We start from the raw sequence: 24,221 nt of genomic DNA, 5'->3' as shown, positions 1-24,221 counted from the left end.
CGGCCTGCGCTTTGACGGCGAACGCTTCGACTGCGGGTCGAAGTCGGGCTTCCTGCAGGCCACCGTCGCCTTCGGTCTGCGCCGTCCCGAGCTGCAGGACGACCTGCGGGCCTTCCTGCACGAAACCATCGCGGCGGAACAGGCGGCAGGCTGATCGGCATGGCGGGCAAGGTCCTTGTCACCGGCGGCGCGGGATATATCGGCAGCCACGCCTGCAAGGCGCTGGCGCGGGCGGGCTACACCCCGGTGACATTCGACAATTTCGTCACCGGCTGGCGCGATGCGGTCAGGTTCGGCCCGCTGGTCGAGGGCGACCTTCTGGATCGCGCGGCGCTCGACCAAGCCTTCGCCGAGCACACGCCCGTCGCGGTGCTGCATTTCGCCGCGCTGAGCCTGGTCGGCGAGGCCATGAGCGATCCGGCGCGGTATTGGCGCAACAACGTGACCGGCGCGCTCAACCTGCTCGAGGCGATGGTCGCGGCGGAGTGTCGCCAGATCGTCTTTTCGTCGACCTGCGCCACGTACGGCGAGCATGACAACGTGGTGCTTGACGAGATGACGCCGCAAGAGCCGCTCAATGCCTATGGCAAGTCCAAGCGCGCCATCGAGGACATGATCGGCGATTTCCGCGCCGCCCACGGGCTGCGATCTGTCATCTTTCGCTACTTCAACGTGGCCGGTGCCGACCCCGAGGGTGAGATCGGCGAACATCACCGCCCCGAGACGCACCTGATCCCGGTCATGTTCGAGGCGATCCAGGGCAAGCGACCGGCGCTGACGATCCACGGCACCGATTACGACACGCCCGACGGCACCTGCATCCGCGACTACGTACATGTGAGCGATCTGGTGGACGCGCATCTGCTGGGGTTGCGCTGGCTGGAAAACGGGCAGGACGACCGGGTCTTCAACCTGGGCACCGGCACCGGGTTCTCGGTCCGAGAGGTGATCGCGGCGTCACGCATGGTGACCAACCACGACGTTCCGATGAACGAAGGGCCGCGCCGTGCGGGAGATGCGACAAAGCTGGTTTCGGGGTCGGATCGCGCGGCGCACGAACTTGGGTGGACGCCCGAGCGGTCGAGCATGACGCGGATGATCGAGGATGCCTGGCGCTGGCAGCAACATGGCCACTACGAACACTGACCCGCCCGCCCGATGCCTTGACCTGACGCGGCTGGTCAGCCGGGCGGGCCAGCAGCATACCGGTGTCGACCGGGTCGAGATGGCCTATCTGGCGCACCTCATCGCCGCTGACGCGCGGCTCTTCGGATTGGTGCGGACGTCGCTTGGATACCTGCTGCTCGATGCGGCTGGCTGCGCCGCCTTCCACGACCGTACCCGGCGCGGAGAGATTGGCCGCCCGACGCTGTTGTCCTGGATGGCGCGACACAGCGACCGGGCGCGGGCCGGGGTTGAAAGCGATCTGCGCGGCGATGCCATCGCGCGCGCGCGCACCCGCAAGCTGGGTGCGATGCTGACGCGGCACCTGCCGCCCGGCACCAGCTATATCAACGTCGGACACACCAACCTTGGCCAGAGCACCATCACCGGGCTGCGCGCCGTCCCCGACCTGCGCATCGCGGTGATGATTCACGACACCATACCGCTTGATCTGCCACAGATGCAGCGCCCCGGCACGGTGGCGCGGTTCCAGACCTTTTTCGACCAGGCGATGCGGCATGCCGACCTGATCATCGCCAATTCCCAAGTGACTGCCGACGACATCGCACGCCATTGCCCGGACCCGCCCGAGACGCACGTGGCCCATCTGGGGATCGACCCGCCGCAGACGGGCGGCAAGGCCCCGGACGGGCCGTGGTCCGGCAAGACCTTCTTTGTTGTCCTGGGCACCATAGAGCCGCGCAAGAACCATGCCTTCCTGCTTGATATCTGGGCGGATCTCGTGGCGCGCGACGGGCCCGACGCGCCGCATCTGCTGATCCTCGGATCGCGCGGCTGGCGCAACGAGGCCGTCTTCGCGCGCCTCGACGCGGCCCCCGCCCACGTCCACGAACTTGCAGGCCTGGACGACACCGAAGTTGCGGCGCTTCTGGCCGACAGCGCCGGCATGGTGTTCCCATCGCTTGCCGAGGGGTTCGGCCTGCCGCCGGCGGAGGCGCTGCAACTGGACGTTCCGGTCCTGTGCAACACACTTCCGGTGCTGCGCGAAGTGCTTGGCGACAAAGCCATTTACGCAGATGTGAGCGACCGCTATCCATGGATCGAGACAATCGGGCGGCTCGGTCTGTCGAAATCCGCGTCGCCCCCCGAGATGATGGACCGGTCGGCGGCGTGGAAACCGCCTGACTGGCGAAATCATTTCAATATAATATTAAACCGGCTCTGATACCCGGGTTAAAGCGGTCGAGTGTGTGATGCACTCTTTTGGTGCAAGACAAGGCAGGAGCGGACGTGGGCGTCTGGCAATCATATCGGCTGCGTTTGCAGCGTCGGAGGTGGCGCATACGCGCGTTCCGGAAGCGACGTGATCTGCGCGCCATCGCCAACCGCACCAAGCAGATCAAGCCTTCCGATATCCTTGTCGTCTCGACCCTGCGCAACGAAGGTCCGCGCCTGCCCTACTTTCTGAAATACTATCGCGAAATGGGCTTCGACCACTTCCTGATGGTCGACAACGACTCCACCGATGGCTCGCTCGACTATCTTGCGCGGCAACCGGATGTGTCGGTCTGGACGACCCGCGCCAGCTACAAGAAGGCGCGCTTCGGCGTCGACTGGATGAACTGGCTGCAGATGAAATACGGCCACGACCACTGGTGCCTTGTGGTCGACCCGGATGAGCTGTTCCTCTATCCGTTCTGCGACACCCGACCAATTCGCGCGCTGACGGACTGGCTCGACGCCTCTTCGATCAAGTCCTTCGGGGCCATGCTGCTGGACATGTATCCCAAGGGCCGGATCGACAGCGACCCCTATACCCCGGGCCGCGACCCGGTTGAGATCGCGTCCTGGTTCGATTCCGGCAACTACGCGATCACCAAGAACCCCACCTACGGAAACCTGTGGATTCAGGGCGGCCCCCGCGCACGGATGTTCTTCACCGACGAGCCGGAGCGCGCCCCCGCGCTCAACAAGATCCCGCTGGTGAAATGGAACAAGCGCTACGCCTATCACAGTTCGACCCACACATTGCTGCCGCGCGGTCTGAACCTGGTCTACGACGAATGGGGCGGCGAAAAAGCGTCAGGCGTGCTGCTGCACACCAAGTTTCTCGATACCTTCTCGCACAAGGCGCAGGAAGAACTGGACCGTCGCCAGCATTATGGCGGGTCCAAGGAATACCTCGCCTACGCCGCAGGGCTGAAGGACAATCCCGATCTCTGGTGCAAGTGGAGCGAGAAATACATCAACTGGCGCCAGCTTGAGATCCTCGGCCTGATGTCGAAGGGGAACTGGGCATGAGCGTCGGCATCATCATGCTGGTGCATACCGCGCTTGGCCGGGCCGAACAGGTGGCCCGTCACTGGACCCGCGCAGGCTGTCCTCTGGTGATCCATGTCGACAAGAAGGTCCCGACCCGCGCCTACGACCAGTTCCGCGAAAAGCTGGCCGATGAGCCGTTGGTGCGGTTCTCGCGGCGGCACCGCTGCGAATGGGGCAGCTGGGGCCTCGTGGCCGCGACGCAGGACGCGGGCGAGCTGATGCTGGCCGCCAACAAGGAGGTGCGGCACGTCTACCTCGCGTCGGGCGCGTGCCTGCCGTTGCGCCCTGTCAGCGAATTGGTCGACTACCTCGCCGCGCGGCCCGGCACCGACTTCATCGAAAGCGCCACCACGGCGGATGTGCCCTGGACGGTCGGGGGACTCGATGAGGAACGCTTTACCATGTGGTTTCCGTTCTCGTGGCGGAACCATCGATATCTGTTCGACAAGTTCGTCGAATTGCAGCGCATCCTCGGCCTGCGCCGCCGCATCCCCAAATCCGTCGTGCCGCATATGGGAAGCCAATGGTGGTGCCTGACACGCCAGACCCTCTCGGCGATACTGCAGGACCCCAAGCGGCAGACCTATGACCGGTATTTCCGCTCGGTCTGGATTCCGGACGAAAGTTATTTCCAGACCCTGTCGCGGCTGTATTCCAGCCATATCGAAAGTCGGTCCCTGACGCTGTCGAAATTCGATTTCCAGGGCAAGCCGCACATCTTCTACGACGACCATCTGAAGCTTCTGCGCCGGTCCGATTGCTTTGTCGCGCGCAAGATATGGCCCCATGCGGAACGGCTCTACGAGGTGTTTCTCGGCAATCACTCCGGTGAGGCCAACCAGATGGAACCCAATCCCGGCAAGATCGACCGCATTTTCGCCAAGGCGGTCGAACGGCGGACCCGGGGGCGTACCGGCCTCTACATGCAGTCGCGCTTTCCCAATTTCGGTTGGGAAAACGGCGTCACTGCGGGGAAATACTCGATCTTCCAGGGTTTCACCGAACTGTTCGAGGAATTCGAACAATGGCTGGCACGGGCGACCGGGGCGCAGGTTCATGGCCATCTTTTCGCGCCGGAACGGGCGGAGTTTTCGGGCGGCCAGAAGATACTGAACGGCGCGCTGTCGGATTCCGCGGAATTGCGCGACTACAACCCCCGGGCGTTCCTGACAAACCTGATCTGGAACACCCGCGGCGAACGTCAGTGTTTCCAGTACGGGCCGCATGACAACCCCGATATCAACTGGCATTTCGCGCGCGATCCCAATGCGCAGATCTCGGTGATTTCGGGGGCCTGGGCGGTGCCTCTGTTCAAGTCGAACCGCGATTTCGGCGACCTAAGGGTCGAAGCGGCGGCCTTGCAGAAGATCGAGGCGCAGATGCTCGACCAGTTGCGCTCTCCGGATGCCAAGGCACATATCCGCATCTGGTCGATGGCCGAATTCATCGAAGCCCCGATGGAGCCGTTGCAACTGCTGATCGACGAGATCGGCCAGAAACCCGCACGCCGGCTGGCCGAAGCGCCCCGGCTCGAGGATCTGACAGGCTTCGGGCAATTCCTGCAGAACCTCAAGAACCAGGGCATGCACCCTTATCTGATGGGCGACTTCCCGGTCGATCCCGCACCGCGCCACGGCACCCGGCCGGTGCGCAAACCTTACCTCGTCAAGAAATAGGACCGAAATGGCCCGACGCTTCGATTACTTCGTGGTCTTCGCAGAGATGCGCACCGGATCGAATTTCCTCGAGACCAACCTCAACGCGTTGCCCTCGGTCACCTGCCACGGAGAGGCCTTCAACCCGCATTTCATCGGTTACCCCAATTCCGAAGACATCCTCGGCATCACCAAGGATGAGCGCGACCAGCAACCCATACGCCTGCTGCAACAGATCAAGCGGGCGACGCAGGGGCTGGGCGGCTTTCGCTACTTCCACGATCACGACGCGCGCGTTCTGGACGACATCCTTGACGATCCGTCCTGCGCCAAGATCGTGCTGACCCGCAACCCGGTGGATTCCTATGTCAGCTGGAAGATCGCGCAAGCGACGGGGCAGTGGAAACTGACCAACGTGCGCAAGCGCCGCGAGGAAAAGGCCCATTTCGACGGCCCGGAATTCGCCAGACATCTTGCCGCCCTGCAGGACTTTCAGGTCACGTTGCTGAACCGGATGCAGCGCAGCGGCCAGACCGCCTTCTACGTGGCGTATGAGGATCTGCAGGACCTCGACGTGATGAACGGACTGGCTGCGTGGCTTGGCGTTTCCGACCGGCTCGAGGGGTTGGACAAGTCGCTCAAGGTCCAGAACCCGAAGCCCGTCGCCGACAAGGTCGCCAATGCCGAAGACATGGTCATGGCGCTGGCCCGGCTGGATCGTTTCAACCTGACGCGCACGCCCAATTTCGAACCTCGGCGCGGGCCGCTGGTGCCCAGCTACGTGGCCGCCGCCAGGACCCCGCTGCTCTACATGCCGATCCGTTCGGGCCCGGAGGCGGCGGTGACCCAATGGCTTGCGGCACTCGATGACGTCGACGTGGACAGCCTGGTGTCGGGTTTCAGCCAGAACACGCTTCGGCAATGGAAACGCGAAAGACCGGGCCATCGCAGCTTCACGGTAATCCGGCATCCGGTGGCGCGCGCGCATGATGCCTTCTGCACCCGCATCCTCGCGACCGGAAAGGGCAGCTTCGGCAAGATCCGCAACCACCTGATCAAAGCCTATGAGATGCCGTTGCCGGATGCGGGCGACGCGTACACGCTGGAAGACCATCGCCGCGCCTTCACCGGGTTTCTGCGGTTCTGCCGGGCCAACCTGTCCGGCCAGACGCCGATCCGCACCGACGGGCACTGGGCCAGCCAATCGCAGACGCTTGTCGGCATGGCAGAGTTCACCTTCCCGGACATGGTGGTTCGGGAAGACGAAATGGCGACCTACCTGCCGGCTTTGGCGATGCAGGTGGGTCACGCGGCCCCGCCCGACCCCGCGCCGGTGGCCAACGCCGCGCCATTCGGACTGGCGCAGATCTATGACGACGAGATCGAGTCGCTCGCGCAAGAGGCCTATCCGCGCGACTACACCATGTTCGGTTTTGCCGACTGGGGCTGAGCACGGACACGAAAACGCCCCGGCCGATGGGCCGGGGCGTCTGACTGACAAGACCTGCGCGATTGATCAGGCGGCCTGGACCGACTGCGATTCCGTCAGGATGGTATACAGCTTGGACGGGTCCGGATTGGCGCGCAGCTTGGTGCAGAACGCCGGATCGCGCAGCGTGCGACTGACCAGCGCCAGGGCTTTCAGATGTTCGACCCCAGCCTCTTCCGGGGCAAAAAGGGCGAAGATCACATCCACCGGCTGACGGTCGACCGAATCGAAGTCCATGGGTTTTTCGAGCAGCAGGAACACGCCCTTGACCTCGTCGATCCCGGCAAGCCGTGCATGCGGCAGCGCGACGCCGTGACCGACGCCGGTGCACCCCAGGCTCTCACGCTCCATCAGCGCTTCGACGACGCGGGGCGCATCGATGTCATAAACGCTCTCCACCACTTCGGAGAGGTCGTGCATCAGACGTTTCTTGCTGGAAACACACCCCAGCACCCTCACCCCTGCGGGTTCAAGGAGATCGACAAATTTCATTCGGTCTTGCTTTTCTGCTCAGGCGCCAGGCCGTTCGTGGATTGAACAAGGTTTACTGGTCTTATGGGTCGATCCAACCGATGTTGCCATCGTCCCGACGGTACACGACGTTGACGCCGTCCTTCTTTTCATTGCGGAAGACCAAAACCGGTGCACCCGCAAGCTCCATCTGCATCACTGCCTCTCCGACAGAAAGAGACGGTATCTTGGTTTCCATCTCGGCGACGATGATCGGCTGAAGCGAGTCAGGCTCGGTCACCTCGTCGGTCTCGGAATTCCCGGCCAGAATATACGAGGACGCACCGAAAAGTTCAACAGGCGAGGTGCGGTCCCTGTGGTGGTCCTTGAGACGCCGCTTGTAGCGCCGCAGCTGCTTGTCCATCTTTTCGTTGCAGCTGTCGAAGGACGCGTAGATCTCCGGCGCGCGGGCCTTGGCGGTCGCGGTCAGACCGGTCGACAGGTGAATGGTTGCCTCGCAGATAAACTCATGGCCGGACTTGGAAAATACGACCGAAGCGTCGGTCGGACGACCGGCGTACTTCGCGAGAACGGTGTTCAGTTCGGTCTCGACGTGAGACTGAAGCGCGGTTCCGATGTCGATCTGCTTTCCCGTGATCTGGTAGCGCATGAATGAGATCCTTCTTCTTATATGGGGCAATTCGACCGGTCAGGTCAGGTGCAGTGCTGACTGTGACGCAGACAAATGGCCGGAAAATGACGGGCTGTCGTCAGTTTGTTGAAGTCCGCCCTCTGACGAAGGTTGTTATATGTGCGGACTGCAAAAGCGCGCGGCGTCATCCTTTCATTTGAGATCAACCGACGCCTGTCTGTCAAACAAAACCGGACAGCTTGGTGTATCTGCATGCCTCACCCTATCCGGAAACTGTCGCCCAGATAGACGCGCCGGACGTTTTCGTTCTGCACCACTTCGTCGGGCGAACCGGACATCAGCACCTTGCCATCATGCAGGATATAGGCGCGGTCCACGATCTCGAGCGTCTCGCGCACGTTGTGGTCGGTGATCAGCACGCCGATGCCGCGCGTCTTCAAATCGGCCACGAGGCTGCGGATATCGCCCAGGCTGATCGGATCGACGCCCGCAAAGGGTTCGTCGAGAAGCAGGTATTTCGGATCGGCGGCAAGACAGCGCGCGATCTCGACGCGGCGACGCTCGCCGCCCGACAGCGCCAGCGCGGGGGCCCGGCGCAGATGTTCGATCGAAAATTCGCCCAGCAGCTCTTCCAGACGCTCGCGCCGCCGCGACCTGTCGCTGAGCGATATTTCCAGAATCGCCGAGATGTTGTCCTCGACCGACAGGCCGCGAAAGATCGACATTTCCTGCGGCAGATACCCGATGCCCATGCGGGCGCGCCGGTACATCGGCAGAAAGGTGGCATCCTGCCCGTCGATCAGGACCTTGCCGCCCTCGGGGTTCACCAGCCCGGCGATGGCGTAGAAGGTCGTGGTCTTGCCGGAGCCGTTCGGCCCAAGCAGCGCCACCACCTCGCCGCGGTTGAGCGACATGGTGACATCGCGGATCACGACGCGCTTCTTGTAGCTCTTGCGCAGATGCTGCACGTGCAGACCGGCCTGGCCGTCGGTGACTGTCAGTTCGGGGGGCACCATGGCTATTGGCCCGTGCCCGGCGCCGCATCGTCGGCACTGTCCTGCGGCTGGAAGACCGAACGGACGCGCCCGTTCATCTGTGCCGTGCCGTCATCGAAGTTGACCACCATGCGGTCGGCGGTCAGGGCGTTGCCGCCCTGGGTCAACAGCACGCTGCCGGTCATCACCACGGTGCCATCGGTGACGTTGTAGTCGGCGCGCTCGGCCTCTGCCGCGTCATCGCCCGACACCAGCGTGACGCCGCCGGTGGCTTCAAGCCGCTCGATCTGGCCCGCGCCCTCGATGTAGACCACCAGCACGCGCGGCGCGGCAAGGCGCATGTCGCCCTGTCCGACGACCACACTGCCGGAATAGATCGCGGTGCCCGAGGATTGATCGACGGACAGCTGATCGGCGCTGACCTCGACGGGAAGCGAACTGTCCTGCTGCATGCTTCCGAAGGTGACCTCGGCGCCCTGTGCAGACACGCTGACCGGGAACAGGCCGACCACAACGGCCAGGATTCGGATGTCTACCATAAGCATGCACTCATTCTTGTTGTCGCTCGTATACCATCCGAACGCCGCCGGTGAAAAGAAGTTGCACGTCGCCTTCCCTCGCGTCGGGACTTTCGTCGGCAGTAATGCGCAGCTTGCCCGCGGTCAGCGTGCCCACCGGCCCCTCGGCTTCGACCGGGCCATCGCTTTCGATCTCGACGCGCGACATCGCCGAGGTCAGCGCCTCGGTCCGCATCGTGTAGCCGGTCGAGCTTTGGATATTGACGCCGCCGCTCATCCGGGCGGTGGCGGTGCGGTTGTCCATCTCGGCGACGGGCGCCGAGATCCGCACGCTGCTGCCATCGTCGAAATCGAGGCTGGCATCGAAGCCCTCGGCAAGCAATCGGTCGACCTTGTCGGGGTCGGGCCGGGCCAGTTCGGCGCGCATGGTCACCTGGGCACCGCTATCGGTCGTGCCGGTATAGGTCGCGCCGGTCGCGGTTTCGGAGGTCCGATCCTTGAGGCTTTCGACCGTGGCGCGCGGCAGGTTCCGGGTCGGGTCGGTGTCGCGCGAAAACAGGAAGATCGTCGACAGCAGGCCCAGCGCGATGACCGGCAGCAGCACCTTCAGCCCGGCGACCACCTGTGAATATATGCCGGACCCCCGCGCCATCAGCGATCAGGAATGCGCAAAGATGTCGGTGTCGGGCCAGCCGGCCAGATCGAGCTTGGCGCGCATCGGCAAAAACCCGAAACACGCCTCGGCCATCTCGGTCCGGCCTTCGCGTTCCAGCATCGCGTCCATCTTGTCGCGCAGGCGGTGCAGGTAGAGAACGTCCGAGGCGGCGTAATCCTGCTGCGCCGAGGTCAGCTCTGCCGCGCCCCAGTCGGAACTTTGCTGCTGCTTCGACACGTCAATGCCCAGCATCTCCTGCAGCAGGTTCTTGAGCCCGTGCCGATCCGTATAGGTCCGCACCAGGCGCGACGCGATCTTGGTGCAATAGACCGGTGCGGCAAGCGCACCGAAGGCGTGATACATCACCGCGATGTCGAACCGGCCGAAGTGAAACAGCTTGAGCACATCGGGATCGGTCAGCAAACGTTCCAGATGCGGCGCGCGGGTCTGGCCCTTGGCGATCTGGACCAGATGCGCGTCCCCGTCGCCACCCGACAGTTGCACGACGCAAAGCCGGTCGCGGTGTGGATGCAGGCCCATGGTCTCGCAATCGATGGCCACGACCGCGCCCAGATCGAGATCGTCCGGCAAGTCGCCCTGATAGAGATGAGTGGCCATGAATCCTCCGCCGACAGATGATGGGTCTGCTGGGCGACATAAGCCCAGCGGCGGGCCGCCGCAACGGGCGCGATGGCCGGATCAAGGCGAAGTTGGACGGTGATTCGGCGCAAATGTGGCGAAAATCGGACCGAATGAGGCTGCAATTCGGCCCGCTTACCGCCCGGAACGGGCAAACTGTAACACTTCGTGAGCGGCGGAGATGACGTGTTCGTGTGCGCGCCGCATTGCCGACCGAGCGGCGGTCGCGCAACCGCGCGTCGGCGTGAAACCGCGGGTTTTGCGTCATTCCGGCCCGCTTTATTGTTGCGGCTCGCAACGGCGTGCCACGCGCGGACGCATGCATTTTTGGGGACAATGCGCTGCTGTCCCGTGACTGTCGCCAGTCCGGAAACAGTACCGGTCGCATTGTCTGGCATATGGCATCAATCGCAGCCACCGAAAGGCCGCGGAGAAGCCGACCGTGCGGCATGTTTTCGATCAAAAGCAATGCACTTACGGCAGAATGCGCCTGATTTGAATCAACCCAAGCTTGCGCCGTGATCCGCCTGAAAACTGCGAAGATCATCACGGCCCGTTGCGTCACGATTGACTTAAAACCGCCTCAATATCATATGGTATTCATCAGAAGGCGAACACATTTCTGCCGTGTTCACCGTCTGCGCACCTGGGGGCTGGTGCTCCAATTTAGGAGAGGCGACGGAGATCGCATGACGGATCGGATGCAGCAATGCGTCTGACGCTTGAAGCGCGGCCATCGTATGCCTGAGGTTCTCGGGGGACTGAACTAGTGACAATGCACATTCGCCAACCGCTCGCCCATCCCAAGATCGACAGCCTTGTCGGCCTGCAGACTGCGACGCCGCGCGGCCACGGGCTCTATCGTCGCTTCGTCAAGCGGGTGATGGACATTGCATTGGTGCTGATCGTGGCGCTGCCTGCGCTGCTTCTTCTCTTGCCCTTCGCGGCGATGATCGCGGGCGACGGCGCCTCGCCGATCTACCGTCAGCGCCGTGTGGGCCGGAACGGGCGCGTGTTTCACATGTGGAAGCTGCGCTCGATGGTGCCCAATGCGGATCAAATGCTGGACGCGCATCTTGCCAACGACCCGCAGGCCGCCGCCGAATGGCGCAGCCAGCAAAAGCTGCGCCAGGACCCGCGCATCACGCCCATCGGCCAGCTGATCCGCAAATCCTCGATCGACGAGCTGCCGCAGCTCTGGAACGTGTTGCGCGGCGACATGTCCCTTGTCGGCCCCCGTCCGATGATGGTCGACCAGCAGGACATCTACCCCGGCTCGGCCTACTACGCGATGCGCCCCGGCATTACCGGCTTCTGGCAGACATCGGTCCGCAACGAGTCGAGCTTCGTCGAACGCGCCGCCTACGACACCGACTATCTGCGCAAGCTGTCACTGCGCACCGATATCTCGATCCTGCTGCGCACCGTCCGCGTCGTTCTGACCGGCACCGGTTGCTAGGCAACCCCGGCGGGCTCAGCCCCGCCGTGCCTCTGCCGCAGCGCGCAACTGTTCCATCAACTCGGTCAGCAGCTTGATGGAAAATTCGTCGGTCAGGCGGTCATTGTCGTCCCACTGCTTCGACGTGTTGCCGATCATCACCTCGGGTCCGGGAAGCAGAAGCGGCCGGAACGGGTTGAGGCACAGCCGCGCCATGTTCTGCGACCGTGCACCACCGGCACGCCCCGCCGCCGCCGACATCAAGGCCACGGGCTTGTCGCGCCAGGGATTGCCCTCGGTCCGGCTGACCCAGTCGAGCGCGTTCTTCAGCACGCCCGAGATGCCCTTGTTATACTCCGGCGTCGAAACCACCACCGCATCCGCAGCCGCGATCTGGTCGGCCAGCGTCTGCACCGTCGCCGGTATGCCTTCGCCGGTTTCGATGTCGCCGTCATAGACCGGAAAGACGATATCGGCGACGGTCACCTGGGCCGGACCGAAGCGGCGCGCGGCCTCGGCGGCCAGCTTGCGATTGGTCGAGGCGGCCCGCAGCGAGCCGGAAATGGTAAGCAGTTTGAGGTCGGACATGGGTGGCGCGCTCCTGTCGGTGTCCGTGCAGCCCTCCGCACGGGTGTTTGCCCTGACCTACAACGCAAACGCGCCACGGCAAGTCACCGTGGCGCATTCTTTTTCAACTCTGTCGGGCGCGATCAGGCGTTCGGCAGGATCACGATCTCGACCCGGCGGTTCTGCGCCTTGCCTTCGGGCGTCAGGTTCGACGCGATCGGCTGGTCCTCGCCGCGACCGATGCTCTGGACGCGGAAGCTGGGCACGCCGTTCGAGATCAGGATCGACGACACCGCCTGTGCGCGGCGCTGCGACAGGTTCTGGTTGTAGGATGCGTCGCCATCGTTGTCGGTATGACCGATGACCTGCACCGTGGTGTCCGGGTATTGCTGCAGGTTGCGCGCCACGGCAATCAGATCGCCCTGGATCGCCGGGCTGACGGCGGTCGAGTCGACGGCAAACAGGATGTCCTGCGGCAGCGTCACGATCAGACGGTCACCGGTGTTGCGGATGTCGATATTGTTGTTGCCGACCTGCTGGCGCAATGCCGCTTCCTGCTTGTCGAGCTGGTTGCCGATGATGGCACCGCCCGCCGCACCGATGACAGCACCGGCCAGCGCTGCGTTGCGCTTCTCGTCGGGATCGTCGCCGCCGGTCATGGCACCGGCAAGCGCGCCGACGCCGGCACCGACCAATGCCCCGGTCTGGGCCTGGCGGTTGGGGTTGTTCGGGTCTGTCAAAGGCGCGCAGGCGGTGATCGCCACCAGGCCCGCCGTTGACAGAAGAAGAGAGAACTTCGCTCGGATCATTATTACCTCGTCCGTGTTGCGTGTTGTCTTGCGACACATGCCCCTACCTATAGGCAGAGACCAATGTTATCCAAAAACATACGCATATTTCTAGGCGATCCTCCGCCTATGCGGGCGACATATCGGCCCGGGCCGCTTCCCACGCCAGAATCGCCCGCTTGACCGGCAGCCCCCAGTGATACCCGCCAAGCCCGCCCGACTTGCGCAGGGCCCGGTGACACGGAATGAGCAGCGATACCGGATTGCGCCCCACCGCCGTGCCCACCGCCCGCACCGCCCTGGGATGGCCGATGGCGCCCGCGATCTCGGAATAGGTGGTGACATGCCCCGACGGCACCTGCATCAGTGCCTCCCAGACCTTGATCTGGAACGGCGCGCCGATGAGGTGCAGCGCCACCTCGGCACCCGATCCGAACGCCGCCTCTGCCCAATGCGCGATCCTGTCCGGGGCCGCCACATAGCTGGCCTCGGGCCAGCGCGCCTGCATGTCGGCCATCGCCGCTTCCTCGCCCGCCTCGGCGGTGAAGGCGATACCGCACAGCCCCTTGTCGGTGCCCATGACAAGCGCCGGGCCGAACGGGCTGTCGAATATGCCCCATGCCACGCTCAGTCCCGCGCCGCGCCGGGCGTAGTCGCCGGGGCTCATCGCCTCCCAGCGCAGGAACAGGTCGTGCAGCCGCCCGGTGCTCGACAGCCCCGTCGCATGCGCCGTCTCGAGCGTGGTGAACCGGTCGTGCAACAGCGCCTTGGCGTGACCCAGCGTCAGGTATTGCTGGAACCGCTTCGGGCTGACCCCGGCCCAGTCCGAAAAGATGCGCTGGAAATGCGCCGGACTCATGTGCATCTCGCGCGCCAGATCGTCGAGCCGCGCTTGCGGACCCATGGCGTCGACCAGGTCGATGGCGCGGCGCATGATCTCGAAGTGATAGGCGCTGCGACCAACACAGGGGCTGCAGGGGGCATCGGAGGCGCTGCGGGCACTGGCGGCACCGGCAACAATGGGGGCAAGGTCAGTCATGGCGGCATTCCTTTTCTCTGCGCCCTTTCTACCGCGCAGCACCCGTCGCAGGCGACCCGATTGTTGCGCATCCGGCGTCGAGCGGGCAGAAGTGCCGGCATGGCCAGGCAACTCGATTACCACACGATCCGCGAGATCTTTACCCGCTTCCGCGAGGCCGAGGCCGCGCCCGAAGGCGAATTGCACCACACCAACGCCTTCACGCTGGTGGTGGCAGTGGCGCTGTCGGCCCAGGCCACGGATGCGGGGGTCAACAGGGCCACCGCGGCGCTGTTCAAGCGCGCCGACACTCCGGAGAAGATGCTGGCGCTGGGGGAAGAGGCGCTGATCGACCATATCAAGACCATCGGCCTGTTCCGCAACAAGGCCAGGAACGTGATGAAACTGTCGCGCATCCTGGTTGCGGACTATGACGGTACGGTCCCCAATTCGCGCGCCGCGCTGGAAAGCCTGCCAGGGGTGGGCCGCAAGACCGCCAATGTGGTCCTGAACATGTGGTGGCGCTATCCCGCACAGGCGGTCGACACGCATATCTTTCGGCTTGGCAACCGCTCGGGCATCGCGCCCGGCAAGGACGTGATCGCCGTCGAGCGCGCCATCGAAGACAATATTCCCGTTGATTTTCAACTCCATGCCCATCACTGGATGATCCTGCACGGACGCTATGTCTGCATCGCACGGAAACCGAAATGCGGTGCCTGCCTGATCCGCGATCTCTGCCAATTCGAGGACAAGACCCAATGAAGAAATATCAGGTTGTCGGCATCGGCAACGCCATCGTCGACGTGCTGACCCGGTCGGAGGACGCGTTTCTCGACAACATGGGCATCGAGAAGGGCATCATGCAGCTGGTCGAGCGCGAACGCGCCGAACAACTCTACGGTGCCATGGACAACCGCGTGCAGGCCCCGGGCGGATCGGTGGCGAACACGCTGGCGGGTTTGGGCAACCTCGGGCTGCGCACGGCCTTTATCGGACGCGTCAGGGATGACGGGCTGGGCCGCTTCTATGCCGACGAGATGGAAAAGATCGGCACCGATTTCGTCAACGCCCCGGCCCCGGACGGCGAATTGCCGACCTCGCGCTCGATGATCTTCGTCTCGCCCGATGGCGAGCGGTCGATGAACACCTATCTCGGCATCTCGGCAGAGCTGGGACCGGACGATGTCGACCACGCCGTGGCCTCCGAGGCCGAGTTGGTCTTTCTCGAGGGCTATCTCTTCGACAAGGACAAGGGCAAGGACGCCTTCGTCAAGACCGCCCGCGCCTGTCGCGCCGCGGGCGGTCGCGCCGGTATCGCGATTTCGGACCCATTCTGCGTGGAACGCCACCGCGCGGACTTTCTGGCACTCATCGAACACGAGCTTGACTACGTGATCGGCAACGAGGCCGAAATCATGGCGCTCTATCAGAACGACGATCTGGATGCCGACCTCGCCGCCGTCTCCGCGATCTGCCCGCTGGTGATCTGCACCCGGTCGGGGAATGGCTGCTCGATCATCCGTGAAGGCACCCGCACCGACGTCCCGGTTGAACACATCATTCCGGTCGACGCCACCGGTGCGGGCGACCAGTTCGCGGCGGGCTTTCTTTACGGGTTGGTGACCGGCACCGACATGAAGACAGCGGGCAAGATGGGTCACGCCAGCGCGCGCGAGGTCATCGGGCACATGGGGCCGCGCCCCGAGACGTCGCTGACCGCATTGTTCAGGACGCAGGGCCTGCTTTGAGCGGATCAACGGTGCGTATTTAAGAAATGGAAAGGACTTGAGCGCACGCTTTTGCCCTTTCCATTTTCCAAATACGCGGCGAAACGGACGGGCAGGCGCCGACCTGGGGTCTAGTGCGCCTCGGCCCAGTTCGCACCTTGCCCGGCATCGACCACCAGCGGTACATCGAGCTTCACCACCGGATCGGGCGCGCCCTGCATCACGGCGCGCGCGACCTTGACCAGCTCGTCGGCCGCGTCCTTTTCAACCTCAAAGATCAACTCGTCGTGGACCTGCAGCAACATGGTTGCGGGCAGACCGGCGATGGCGTCGGGCATCCGCACCATGGCACGCCGGATGATGTCGGCGGCAGTGCCCTGGATCGGTGCGTTGATGGCTGCGCGGCGCGCGAAGCCGGCGCGCGGTCCGCTGGCGGCGATCTCGGGCGTGTGGATCACCCGACCGAACAGCGTCTCGACGCGCTTGTGTTCCTTAGCGAAGGCCGTGGTGTCCGCCATGTAGTCCTTGATGCCGGGAAACCGTTCGAAGTAGCGATCGATGAAGCCCTGCGCCTCGCCACGCGGGATCCGCAGGTTGCGGGCAAGGCCGAAGCCCGAGATGCCGTATATCACGCCGAAGTTGATCGCCTTGGCCTGGCGGCGCACATCGGGTGTCATCGCGTCCAGCGGCACGCCGAACATTTCGGACGCGGTGGCTGCATGGATGTCCTGGCCGTCGCGGAAAGCCGCTTTCAGCGCGTCGATCCCGGCGATATGGGCGAGGATCCGCAGTTCGATCTGGCTGTAGTCGAGGCTGACCAGCACCTTGCCCTCATCCGCCACAAAGGCCTCGCGGATGCGGCGGCCTTCTTCGGATCGCACGGGAATGTTCTGCAGGTTCGGATCGGTCGAGGCCAGTCGCCCGGTATTCGCCCCCGCGATGGAATAGGATGTATGCACCCGTCCGGTTTCGGGGTTGATGTGTTCCTGCAGGGCGTCGGTATAGGTCGATTTCAGCTTTGACAGTTGCCGCCAGTCCAGCACCCGGGCGGGCAGATCGTGTTCGGTGGCCAGGTCTTCCAGCACGTCCGCCCCGGTGGCATAGGCCCCGGTCTTGCCCTTCTTGCCGCCCTCCAGCGACATCTTGTCGAACAGGATCTCGCCCAGCTGCTTTGGTGAGCCGACGTTGAACCGCTCGCCCGCGAGCGCGTGGATTTCCTCTTCCAAAGCCGCCATTTTCTGCGCAAAGGCCCCGGACATCCGGCTCAGCGTGTTGCGGTCGACCTTCACGCCCGCGCGCTCCATGTCGGCCAGCACCGGCACCAGCGGGCGTTCGAGGGTTTCGTAGACGCGCGTGACCTTCTGGCGGTGCAGTTGCGGCTTCAGCAGTTTCCACAGGCGCAGGGTGATGTCCGCATCCTCGGCGGCGTATGCGATGGCCGCGTCCAGCGGCACGCGGTCGAAGGTGATCTGGCTCTTGCCCGACCCGATCAGCTCCTTGATGGGAATCGGCTTGTGGCCGAGATACCGTTCGGAGAGCAGGTCCATGCCGTGCCCGTGCAGGCCGCCATGCAGCGCGTAGGATATCAGCATGGTGTCGTCGATGGGGGCGATGTCGATGCCGTTGCGCGACAGGATCTTGGCGTCGTATTTCATGTTCTGGCCGATCTTCATCACGGAAGGATCTTCCAAGAGCGGCTTCAGCAGCGCCAGCGCCGCGTCCCGGTCCATCTGGCCCGCGACAAGGTCGTCGGAGGTGAACAGGTCGCCATCGGACGCGCCGCGATGCGCCAGCGGCAGATAGGCCGCCTCGCCCGGCGCGATGCAGAGCGACACGCCCACAAGACCGGCGGTCATCTCGTTCAGCCCCGTGGTTTCGGTGTCGATGGCGAGGTAGCCACGCGCCTGGGCCCGGTCGATCCATTCCTGCAGCGTCGCGGCATCGCGGATCGCGATATAGGTGGCGTCCGCGAAATCGGGCTGCTTCTCGGCCGCGTCCGCGCCATCGGGGCCTTGCGGGGCGGCGTCGGGAATGACCGGAACCTCCTGGCCCAGCGTCTCCGCGATGCGGCGTGACAGCGTGCGGAATTCCATCTCGGCCAGAAAGCCCAGCAGCGTGTCCGGATCCGGATCGCGCGCCTCCAGATCGTCGAGAGTGAACGGCAGCTCCATGTCGCAATCGAGCTGCACCAGTTTCTTCGACAGCTCGATCTGGTCGCGTTTGTCGATCAGGGTCTCGCGGCGCTTGGGTTGCTTGATTTCGCCGGCGCGGTCCAGCAGGTCTTCCAGCGAGCCGAACTCGTTGATGAGCAGGGCCGCGGTTTTTATCCCGATGCCCGGAGCGCCCGGCACGTTGTCGACCGAATCGCCTGCCAGCGCCTGCACGTCGACGACCCGGTCGGGCCCGACGCCGAACTTTTCGATCACGCCGTCGGTGTCGATCACGCGGTTCTTCATGGCGTCGAACATCTCGACCCCGCCGCCGACCAACTGCATCAGATCCTTGTCGGATGAAACGATGGTCACTCGCGCCTCGAGGTCGCGGGCCTGACAGGCCAGCGTGGCGATGATGTCGTCGGCCTCATAGCCTTCGATTTCCTTGCAGGCGATATTGAAGGCTTCGGTGGCGCGGCGGGTCAGCGGGATCTGCGGCCGCAGGTCTTCGGGCATGGCATCGCGATTGGCCTTGTACTGGTCGTACATGTCGTTGCGAAAGGTGTGGCTGCCCTTGTCGAAGATCACCGCGATATGGGTCGGTGCGTCGCGCCCGTGATCCTTGGCGATATAGCGCCGCAGCATGTCGCAGAACCCCTGCACCGCGCCAACCGGCAGGCCGTCGGATTTCCGCGTCAGCGGCGGCAACGCGTGAAAGGCGCGGAAGATGAAGGCCGATCCGTCGATCAGGTGCAGGTGCGATCCCTTGCCGAAGCTCATCTCGGGCGTCTCCTCAGGTCACGGGCATCCGTCCGGAACGCCGGGCCAGAAGCGCGCGTCCCGGACGAGATTACGTCTTGGGTGTTCCGGCGGTCTTGGCAGTCTCGGCGGTCTTCGCGGTTTCGGCGAAGTCGCGATGGATGAAGCGGGCATCGCAATAGCCGCATTCCACCCAGCCACGATCCTCGGGGATCTTGTACCAGACGCGGGGATGCCCCTGGCCCCCCTCGCCGCCATCACAGGCGACGCGGTAGCTGTCCACGATCTTGGTTTCCGGCGCGTCTTGGGGCATCGGGAGATTTCCCATTCGATTGTCTTTGCACTAAGAGCCTTATGTCGGATGAGAGACCAAGGAGCAAGACAGGCATGGCCACGGATGCGATCCGGATCGAAGGTCTGAGAAAGACCTATGGCGGGCAGGGCAAGGCACCGGCCAAGGACGCGTTGAAGGGGATCGACCTGACGGTGCCGCAGGGGTCGGTCTTCGGGCTTCTGGGGCCGAACGGCGCGGGCAAGTCGACCCTGATCAACATTCTGGCGGGGCTTGTGGTGAAAACCTCGGGCAAGGTCGACATCTGGGGTTTCGATCAGGACAAGAACCCGCGCCAGTCGCGCGCCTCGATCGGGGTGATGCCGCAGGAGTTGAATCTCGATCCGTTCTTCACACCGCGCGGCGCGCTCGAGGTGCAGGCGGGGCTCTATGGCGTGCCAAAGGGTCAGCGCCGCTCGGACGAGATCCTTGCGATGATCGGCCTGTCGGACAAGGCCGAGGCCTATGCCCGCACGCTGTCGGGCGGCATGCGGCGGCGGCTGCTCTTGGGCAAGGCGCTGGTGCACCGCCCGCATATCCTGGTGCTCGACGAGCCGACCGCGGGGGTCGACATCGAGTTGCGCCAGATGCTGTGGCAGAACGTCCGCCGCCTGAACCGCGAAGAGGGCATGACGATCATCCTGACGACGCATTATCTCGAAGAGGCCGAGGAAATGTGTGACGAGATCGCCATCATCAACCAGGGCGAACTTGTCGCACGCGACACCACGCGCAACCTTCTGGGCGAGCTGGACGCGCGGACCATGGTGATCGAACCCGAGGAGACGCCGAAGACCTTGCCGCAGCTTGACGGCGTGGAGGTCGAAACCCGCGAGGACGGCGTGCTGGCACTGACCTACCACGCGCGGGAAACCCGTGCCGAACAGGTGCTCGACGCGGTGCGACAGGCGGGCATCCGCATTTCCGACGTGCGCACCGAGCAGCCGGACCTCGAGGACGTGTTCATGGCCCTGACCAAGGGCGCACACGGCTAGCACAGCGAAGACGGGGAACACGGACGCGATGGTGGCGTCGGGTTTTTCGTTTCTCAACAGCGCCCTGCCGTGGGTGACAGGCGCGGGACAGCGCGGGGCGGCCTTGTTGCAATAGCTTGTTGCGCATGGGGTCGCACCCGGAGGCCCCGGATCAAGTCCGGGGCGGCGGTGTTGCGCGGGTGTTGGGGCGTGAGGCCCCGGATCGGGTCCGGGGCGGCGGTATGGAGCCGCTTTTGGCCTATGCCTTTGACAGCATCCGCCCCAGCCGACGGCCCGCAAGAATGTGCACGTGCAGATGCATCACGTCCTGCACGCCGTCGCGCCCGGAATTGGCGATCAACCGGAAGCCATCGTCGGACACGCCCTCGAGGCGGCAAACCTCGCCCACCGCGCGGGTGTAATCGACGATCTCGGCGTCGGACGCCTCCTGGGCGAAATGATCGTAGGACACGTAGGGCCCCTTGGGGATCACCAGCACATGCGTCGGTGCCTGGGGCTGGATATCGCGGAAGGCCAGCGAATGCTCGGTTTCGAGCACCGTGTCGTTCGGAATCTCGCCTCGCAGGATCTTGGCGAAGATGTTCTGGTCGTCATAGGTGAAAGCCATGGGGTTCCTCAGTCGGCAAAAAGGTGGTCGGTCTGCGCAATCTCCTGCGCCTTGTCGATGGGGACGCTCAGGAACTGGGCAATGGCCTGCGCATTTGCATCGGCGGAATCGATCTCGCGGATGCGCAGATGATTGTCGAACTCCGCATCGCGGATGTGGTCGCTTTCGTGCAGCATGTCGTTGCGGATCGTCGGCAGCAGCCGGGCCAGCGTTTCGGCGGGCGTACGGTCGCCCGCCAGCCCTACCCGCATGGCATGGCCGGTCAGGTAGGCGTCCGAGAACTGGCATTCCACCTCGAGGATGCGGGTCACCGCGCGGTCGCGGCAGAAATCTTCGAGCAGGTCGAGGTTGACCGGATCGAGGCAGACGATCATGCGATCCGTTTCGAAGTAGTCGAACAGCATCCGCATCAGCGCGCGGCGGTGGCGGTGGCGTTTGGACATCGTGGCCTGGATGCCGCCCAGATCGGGCAGCGCCGTGGCGTCTTCGTTGAACAGGTATTCGATGCAGGGCACATTGGTCAGCTGCCGGATCCGTTCGAGCAGGCGCTTGGCGACGTGCCATTTCTTGCACACCACGATCAGAAGCTCGCGTTCGCGCCCGAGCGAGCTTTCCGTTTCCCAGAAGCGCGGGGCGAAGCGTCGCCCGATCCGTCCCTTGCCGGTGAGGAACTTGAACAGCTCGCGCCCCTCGTTCGAGATCTGGAACTTCACCCTCTCGGCGGAATAAAGCACGCCGAGACGCCGCTTTAGGTCGTGCGCCTCGGGGCTGATCTTGCGCGCGAACAGGTAATCCTGGCTGAGCAGAACGTCGTAGTGATCGTTGTAAAAGACCGTCGGCATGCCGTAATCGGTGAACAGCAGGAAGGTCAGCGTGCGGCTGTCGATCTCGCGCTCGGGCACCAGATGGCGCACGAGGGTCTGGAAAAACGTCTCGTCCGGAATCCAGGTGGTGCGGAAAAAGCGCAGCACGTCGGGGCGTTTGCGGACAAAATCCAGCAGCGCCTCGACGGTGCGGCGACGCAGGCACCACCATTGGCTGCCGATCATCATGTCGATGTCCTGCGGCACCTTGCGGGTGATGCCCAGCCGTTTCTGTGCCTCGAACATGGCATAGAACAGCTTCTTGTTGGTGCGTTCGTTGAACCAGTGCCGGTAGATCAGCCGCTCTTCCTTCCAGCCGGTCTTGATCCAGTCGGATTTGAAGTAATCGAAGCTTTCGATGTAGTCGATTTCGCGCCGGTCGAGGAAATCATGCGCGTATTCGGCCGATTTGATCGCCATGCAATCGCCTGAAAGCATGTAGAAATGCGTGGCCCGCGGGAAGGCATCCACCGCCGAGGTCAGCGCCTCGAGCGTGGCGGCGACCAGGCTCCATTCCCCCCAGCCACACTTCACCCGCCGCCGCGCGAAGGTGACGTTGGGGTTGTCGTCCAGGGCCTTGCGGATCTTGGCATAGGCCGCGGCAGGCGCGCTCTTGTCGAAATGGATCGACATGTAGTCGCCCACAGCCGTCAGCGATTGCGCCTGACGGATGATCGCGTCCGGGTCCTTGTGACACAGCAGAATGAAGGCGATTTTTGCCATAGAAGAAACGGACTGCCCTTTTTTCGCCCGATTGTTTAGCTTGATATCCTAAACGGGCGTTGAATGAACAAGCTTTCTTTGCTTTTTTGGGCGAAAGACCGTGACACAGGCAATCACGGGTTGAAGAGGCAGCAGTAGAACATGGGGTTTCCCGGGACTTGGATGACCGAGAGCGAGAGCGTCGTTTATCGCGTCGTTCCCAAATGTGCGTGCTCGACCATCGGGCAGATCATGTACTATTCGGATCACGGCACGTTTTTCGACGGCGACATCCACGATGCCACCAAAGGCCTGCACAAATGGGCCCGCGAAGACAGCCAGGCGGCGATCAAGGCCAACGTCAAGACCCGCTCGTCCTACGCCTTCACCTGCGTGCGCAACCCCTACACCCGCATCCTGTCGTCGTTCTTCGACAAGATCTGCGGCATCCAGCGCAACGGCAAACGCTACCGGGGCAACCTCGTGCCGCTCCTGATCCAGAAATACGGCATCGAGGTCGGCGGCGATGACGGCACCGAGGAATTCGATCAGGTCAAATCCTTCCGCCGCTTCCTGCTGTTCGCCCGCGACACCATCCGCTGGCGCCGCCCGATGGAGCCGGACATCCACTGGTCGGCGATGTCGGGCCATGTCTCGACCTTCATCGTCAACGGCGGGCGCTACAACAAGATCTTCTGGACCGAGCAGTTCAACGACGGCATGCAACAGGTGCTGAGCGCGATCCCGTCGCCGCAGAAGGTGGTGCTGAAGGACGTGCCGCGCTTCAACGAAAGCGAAGGCCACGGACCCAAGCGCCTGCATCCGGTCGAGGATTACTTCGACGATCTGTCGATGCATCTGATCTACGAGATCTACAAACGCGATTTCGACCTGTTCAAGTACGACTTCGAAAACCCCGGCAACAAGATGCCCATCGGCGAAATCGACCTCGACGAGGTGCACGCCAAGCTTGGCGACTGACCGTCAGGCGCGGGCCAGCATCCCGCCCGACAACCGGGCGCGCAGCGTCGCCAGCCAGTCAAAGCCCGCACCGCGGTCGAAATACTCCGCGCTGATCCAACCGTCATAACCGCTGGCCGCCAAGGCGTCGTGAAACGCGGCCTCGTCCGGGGCGTCGGGGTCGGGTTCCGCCCGCGATCCAAGCCCCGCGATCTGCACATGCCGCGCCAGGTGGCCGTGGCGCGCCCAGACCCGTGCGGCGTCGCCATGGATCCGTGCGGCGTGCCAGACGTCGAATTGCAGACCCAGGTTGGGCAGCGCTACCCGGTCGATGATATCCGCCGCCTGATCGAAATCGTTGAGGAAATAGCCCGGCACGTCGCCCGCGTTCAGCGGTTCGATCAGCATCGTCAGATCCGGTGCCGCAAGACAGGCGGCGCGCAGATTGGCCTTGAAGCGCGCCGCCGCCTCGGGACCGCTGCCCTTGCCCGCCATCACATGGATGCGTGGCGTGCCCGTGGCCCGCGCGTAGTCGATGGCGCGCTGCATGTCGGTCGCGAATCGGGCCACCTCTCCGGGAACGGCGGCCCGGCCGCGCGCGCCGTCCTCCCAGTCATCGACCGGGGTATTGATCAACACCAGTGGCGCCCCGTTCAACGCGTGGGTCATCGCCGTCGTCGGCAGGTCATAGGGAAACAGGCACTCGACGCCGTCGAACCCCGCGGCGCGCGCGGCGACCGGACGGTCCTGCACCGCGGTGTCGAAGCGCAAGAGCGTGATGTTCGCGGCAATCTTCATGGGCAAAGCCTA

The 24,221-nt window shown here is 63.8% G+C and carries 24 protein-coding genes and 1 pseudogene; 11 read left to right on the top strand and 14 right to left on the bottom strand.

The window, feature by feature from the left end:
- From ACXYMN_RS18015 to ACXYMN_RS17990, 6 genes and pseudogenes are all read left to right on the top strand, one after another.
- Window positions 1-154, top strand: a pseudogene (locus ACXYMN_RS18015) (UTP--glucose-1-phosphate uridylyltransferase); the annotation flags it as partial.
- A gap of 5 nt (window positions 155-159) precedes the next feature.
- Window positions 160-1,146: a UDP-glucose 4-epimerase GalE gene (galE, locus tag ACXYMN_RS18010; protein ID WP_459015242.1), complete on the top strand. Its 987-nt coding sequence runs from the start codon at window positions 160-162 to the stop codon at window positions 1,144-1,146.
- Entirely contained in the window at window positions 1,127-2,350 is a 1,224-nt protein-coding gene (locus tag ACXYMN_RS18005; protein WP_459015240.1) for a glycosyltransferase family 4 protein, read from the top strand. The genes galE and ACXYMN_RS18005 overlap by 20 nt, the downstream gene beginning before the upstream one ends.
- A 65-nt stretch (window positions 2,351-2,415) precedes the next feature.
- A complete protein-coding gene (locus ACXYMN_RS18000) occupies window positions 2,416-3,426 on the top strand; it encodes a glycosyltransferase family 2 protein (RefSeq protein WP_459015238.1) in 1,011 nt (336 codons plus the stop codon).
- Complete coding sequence (locus tag ACXYMN_RS17995; RefSeq protein ID WP_459015237.1) at window positions 3,423-5,123, top strand: DUF5927 domain-containing protein; 1,701 nt, start codon at window positions 3,423-3,425, stop codon at window positions 5,121-5,123. Before ACXYMN_RS18000 ends, ACXYMN_RS17995 begins: the two co-directional genes overlap by 4 nt.
- Window positions 5,124-5,130: 7 nt before the next feature.
- Window positions 5,131-6,552, top strand: coding sequence for a nodulation protein NodH (locus ACXYMN_RS17990; protein ID WP_459015235.1), 1,422 nt, complete (start codon window positions 5,131-5,133; stop codon window positions 6,550-6,552).
- Between the two features lie 66 nt (window positions 6,553-6,618).
- Here the strand turns inward: ACXYMN_RS17990 and ACXYMN_RS17985 are convergent, their stop codons facing one another.
- The 6 genes from ACXYMN_RS17985 to ACXYMN_RS17960 form a co-directional block, all read right to left on the bottom strand.
- Window positions 6,619-7,083, bottom strand: a complete 465-nt coding sequence (locus ACXYMN_RS17985) for a PTS sugar transporter subunit IIA (RefSeq protein ID WP_459015233.1) — start codon at window positions 7,081-7,083, stop codon at window positions 6,619-6,621.
- A gap of 61 nt (window positions 7,084-7,144) precedes the next feature.
- Complete coding sequence (gene hpf / locus ACXYMN_RS17980) at window positions 7,145-7,711, bottom strand: ribosome hibernation-promoting factor, HPF/YfiA family (RefSeq protein ID WP_459015231.1); 567 nt, start codon at window positions 7,709-7,711, stop codon at window positions 7,145-7,147.
- A 239-nt stretch (window positions 7,712-7,950) separates the two neighbouring features.
- Window positions 7,951-8,709, bottom strand: coding sequence for an LPS export ABC transporter ATP-binding protein (lptB, locus tag ACXYMN_RS17975; protein WP_459015229.1), 759 nt, complete (start codon window positions 8,707-8,709; stop codon window positions 7,951-7,953).
- Between the two features lie 2 nt (window positions 8,710-8,711).
- Window positions 8,712-9,227, bottom strand: coding sequence for a lipopolysaccharide transport periplasmic protein LptA (lptA, locus tag ACXYMN_RS17970; RefSeq protein ID WP_459015227.1), 516 nt, complete (start codon window positions 9,225-9,227; stop codon window positions 8,712-8,714).
- A 10-nt stretch (window positions 9,228-9,237) separates the two neighbouring features.
- Entirely contained in the window at window positions 9,238-9,858 is a 621-nt protein-coding gene (lptC, locus tag ACXYMN_RS17965; RefSeq protein ID WP_459015226.1) for an LPS export ABC transporter periplasmic protein LptC, read from the bottom strand.
- A 6-nt stretch (window positions 9,859-9,864) separates the two neighbouring features.
- Entirely contained in the window at window positions 9,865-10,479 is a 615-nt protein-coding gene (locus ACXYMN_RS17960; RefSeq protein ID WP_459015224.1) for a ribonuclease D, read from the bottom strand.
- A gap of 790 nt (window positions 10,480-11,269) precedes the next feature.
- On the opposite strand from ACXYMN_RS17960, the gene ACXYMN_RS17955 reads away from it, so the two are divergent.
- Complete coding sequence (locus ACXYMN_RS17955; protein WP_459015222.1) at window positions 11,270-11,959, top strand: sugar transferase; 690 nt, start codon at window positions 11,270-11,272, stop codon at window positions 11,957-11,959.
- 15 nt (window positions 11,960-11,974) lie between these two features.
- On the opposite strand, the gene ACXYMN_RS17950 is transcribed toward ACXYMN_RS17955, so the two are convergent.
- The 3 genes from ACXYMN_RS17950 to ACXYMN_RS17940 all read right to left on the bottom strand — a co-directional run bounded on the left by ACXYMN_RS17950 (window position 11,975) and on the right by ACXYMN_RS17940 (window position 14,227).
- Window positions 11,975-12,526 (bottom strand): NADPH-dependent FMN reductase, encoded by a 552-nt coding sequence (locus ACXYMN_RS17950; protein ID WP_459015221.1) that lies wholly within the window; start codon window positions 12,524-12,526, stop codon window positions 11,975-11,977.
- 122 nt (window positions 12,527-12,648) lie between these two features.
- Window positions 12,649-13,314, bottom strand: coding sequence for an OmpA family protein (locus ACXYMN_RS17945; protein WP_459015219.1), 666 nt, complete (start codon window positions 13,312-13,314; stop codon window positions 12,649-12,651).
- Window positions 13,315-13,420: 106 nt separating this feature from the next.
- A complete protein-coding gene (locus tag ACXYMN_RS17940; protein WP_459015246.1) occupies window positions 13,421-14,227 on the bottom strand; it encodes a methylated-DNA--[protein]-cysteine S-methyltransferase in 807 nt (268 codons plus the stop codon).
- Between the two features lie 204 nt (window positions 14,228-14,431).
- Between ACXYMN_RS17940 and nth the strand changes: the two genes are divergently transcribed.
- Window positions 14,432-15,076 (top strand): endonuclease III, encoded by a 645-nt coding sequence (gene nth, locus ACXYMN_RS17935; protein WP_459015217.1) that lies wholly within the window; start codon window positions 14,432-14,434, stop codon window positions 15,074-15,076.
- Window positions 15,073-16,062, top strand: coding sequence for an adenosine kinase (locus ACXYMN_RS17930; RefSeq protein ID WP_459015216.1), 990 nt, complete (start codon window positions 15,073-15,075; stop codon window positions 16,060-16,062). The genes nth and ACXYMN_RS17930 overlap by 4 nt, the downstream gene beginning before the upstream one ends.
- A 110-nt stretch (window positions 16,063-16,172) precedes the next feature.
- On the opposite strand, the gene polA is transcribed toward ACXYMN_RS17930, so the two are convergent.
- Window positions 16,173-18,974 (bottom strand): DNA polymerase I, encoded by a 2,802-nt coding sequence (gene polA, locus ACXYMN_RS17925; protein WP_459015214.1) that lies wholly within the window; start codon window positions 18,972-18,974, stop codon window positions 16,173-16,175.
- A 70-nt stretch (window positions 18,975-19,044) separates the two neighbouring features.
- On the bottom strand, window positions 19,045-19,266 hold the full coding sequence (locus ACXYMN_RS17920; protein ID WP_459015244.1) for a zinc-finger domain-containing protein: 222 nt from the start codon (window positions 19,264-19,266) through the stop codon (window positions 19,045-19,047).
- Between the two features lie 74 nt (window positions 19,267-19,340).
- Between ACXYMN_RS17920 and ACXYMN_RS17915 the strand changes: the two genes are divergently transcribed.
- Window positions 19,341-20,279, top strand: a complete 939-nt coding sequence (locus ACXYMN_RS17915; RefSeq protein WP_459015212.1) for an ABC transporter ATP-binding protein — start codon at window positions 19,341-19,343, stop codon at window positions 20,277-20,279.
- A 238-nt stretch (window positions 20,280-20,517) separates the two neighbouring features.
- Here ACXYMN_RS17915 and ACXYMN_RS17910 read toward each other — a convergent pair whose 3' ends face one another.
- Window positions 20,518-20,886, bottom strand: coding sequence for a histidine triad nucleotide-binding protein (locus tag ACXYMN_RS17910; protein ID WP_459015210.1), 369 nt, complete (start codon window positions 20,884-20,886; stop codon window positions 20,518-20,520).
- 8 nt (window positions 20,887-20,894) lie between these two features.
- The gene (locus tag ACXYMN_RS17905) at window positions 20,895-22,472 is read right to left on the bottom strand and encodes a DUF5928 domain-containing protein (protein WP_459015209.1); all 1,578 of its coding nucleotides are present in this window, start codon (window positions 22,470-22,472) and stop codon (window positions 20,895-20,897) included.
- Window positions 22,473-22,613: 141 nt separating this feature from the next.
- Here ACXYMN_RS17905 and ACXYMN_RS17900 point away from each other — a divergent pair, with 141 nt between their 5' ends.
- Window positions 22,614-23,432 carry a sulfotransferase family protein gene (locus ACXYMN_RS17900; RefSeq protein WP_459015207.1) on the top strand — a complete coding sequence of 273 codons (819 nt, stop codon included), beginning with the start codon at window positions 22,614-22,616 and terminating at the stop codon, window positions 23,430-23,432.
- 3 nt (window positions 23,433-23,435) lie between these two features.
- On the opposite strand, the gene ACXYMN_RS17895 is transcribed toward ACXYMN_RS17900, so the two are convergent.
- Window positions 23,436-24,209: a hydroxypyruvate isomerase family protein gene (locus ACXYMN_RS17895; RefSeq protein ID WP_459015205.1), complete on the bottom strand. Its 774-nt coding sequence runs from the start codon at window positions 24,207-24,209 to the stop codon at window positions 23,436-23,438.
- Window positions 24,210-24,221: the final 12 nt, after the last annotated feature.

It is taken from the genome of Roseivivax sp. CAU 1753 (genome assembly GCF_054482575.1).
This window is presented reverse-complemented; position numbering and strand designations above follow the sequence as displayed.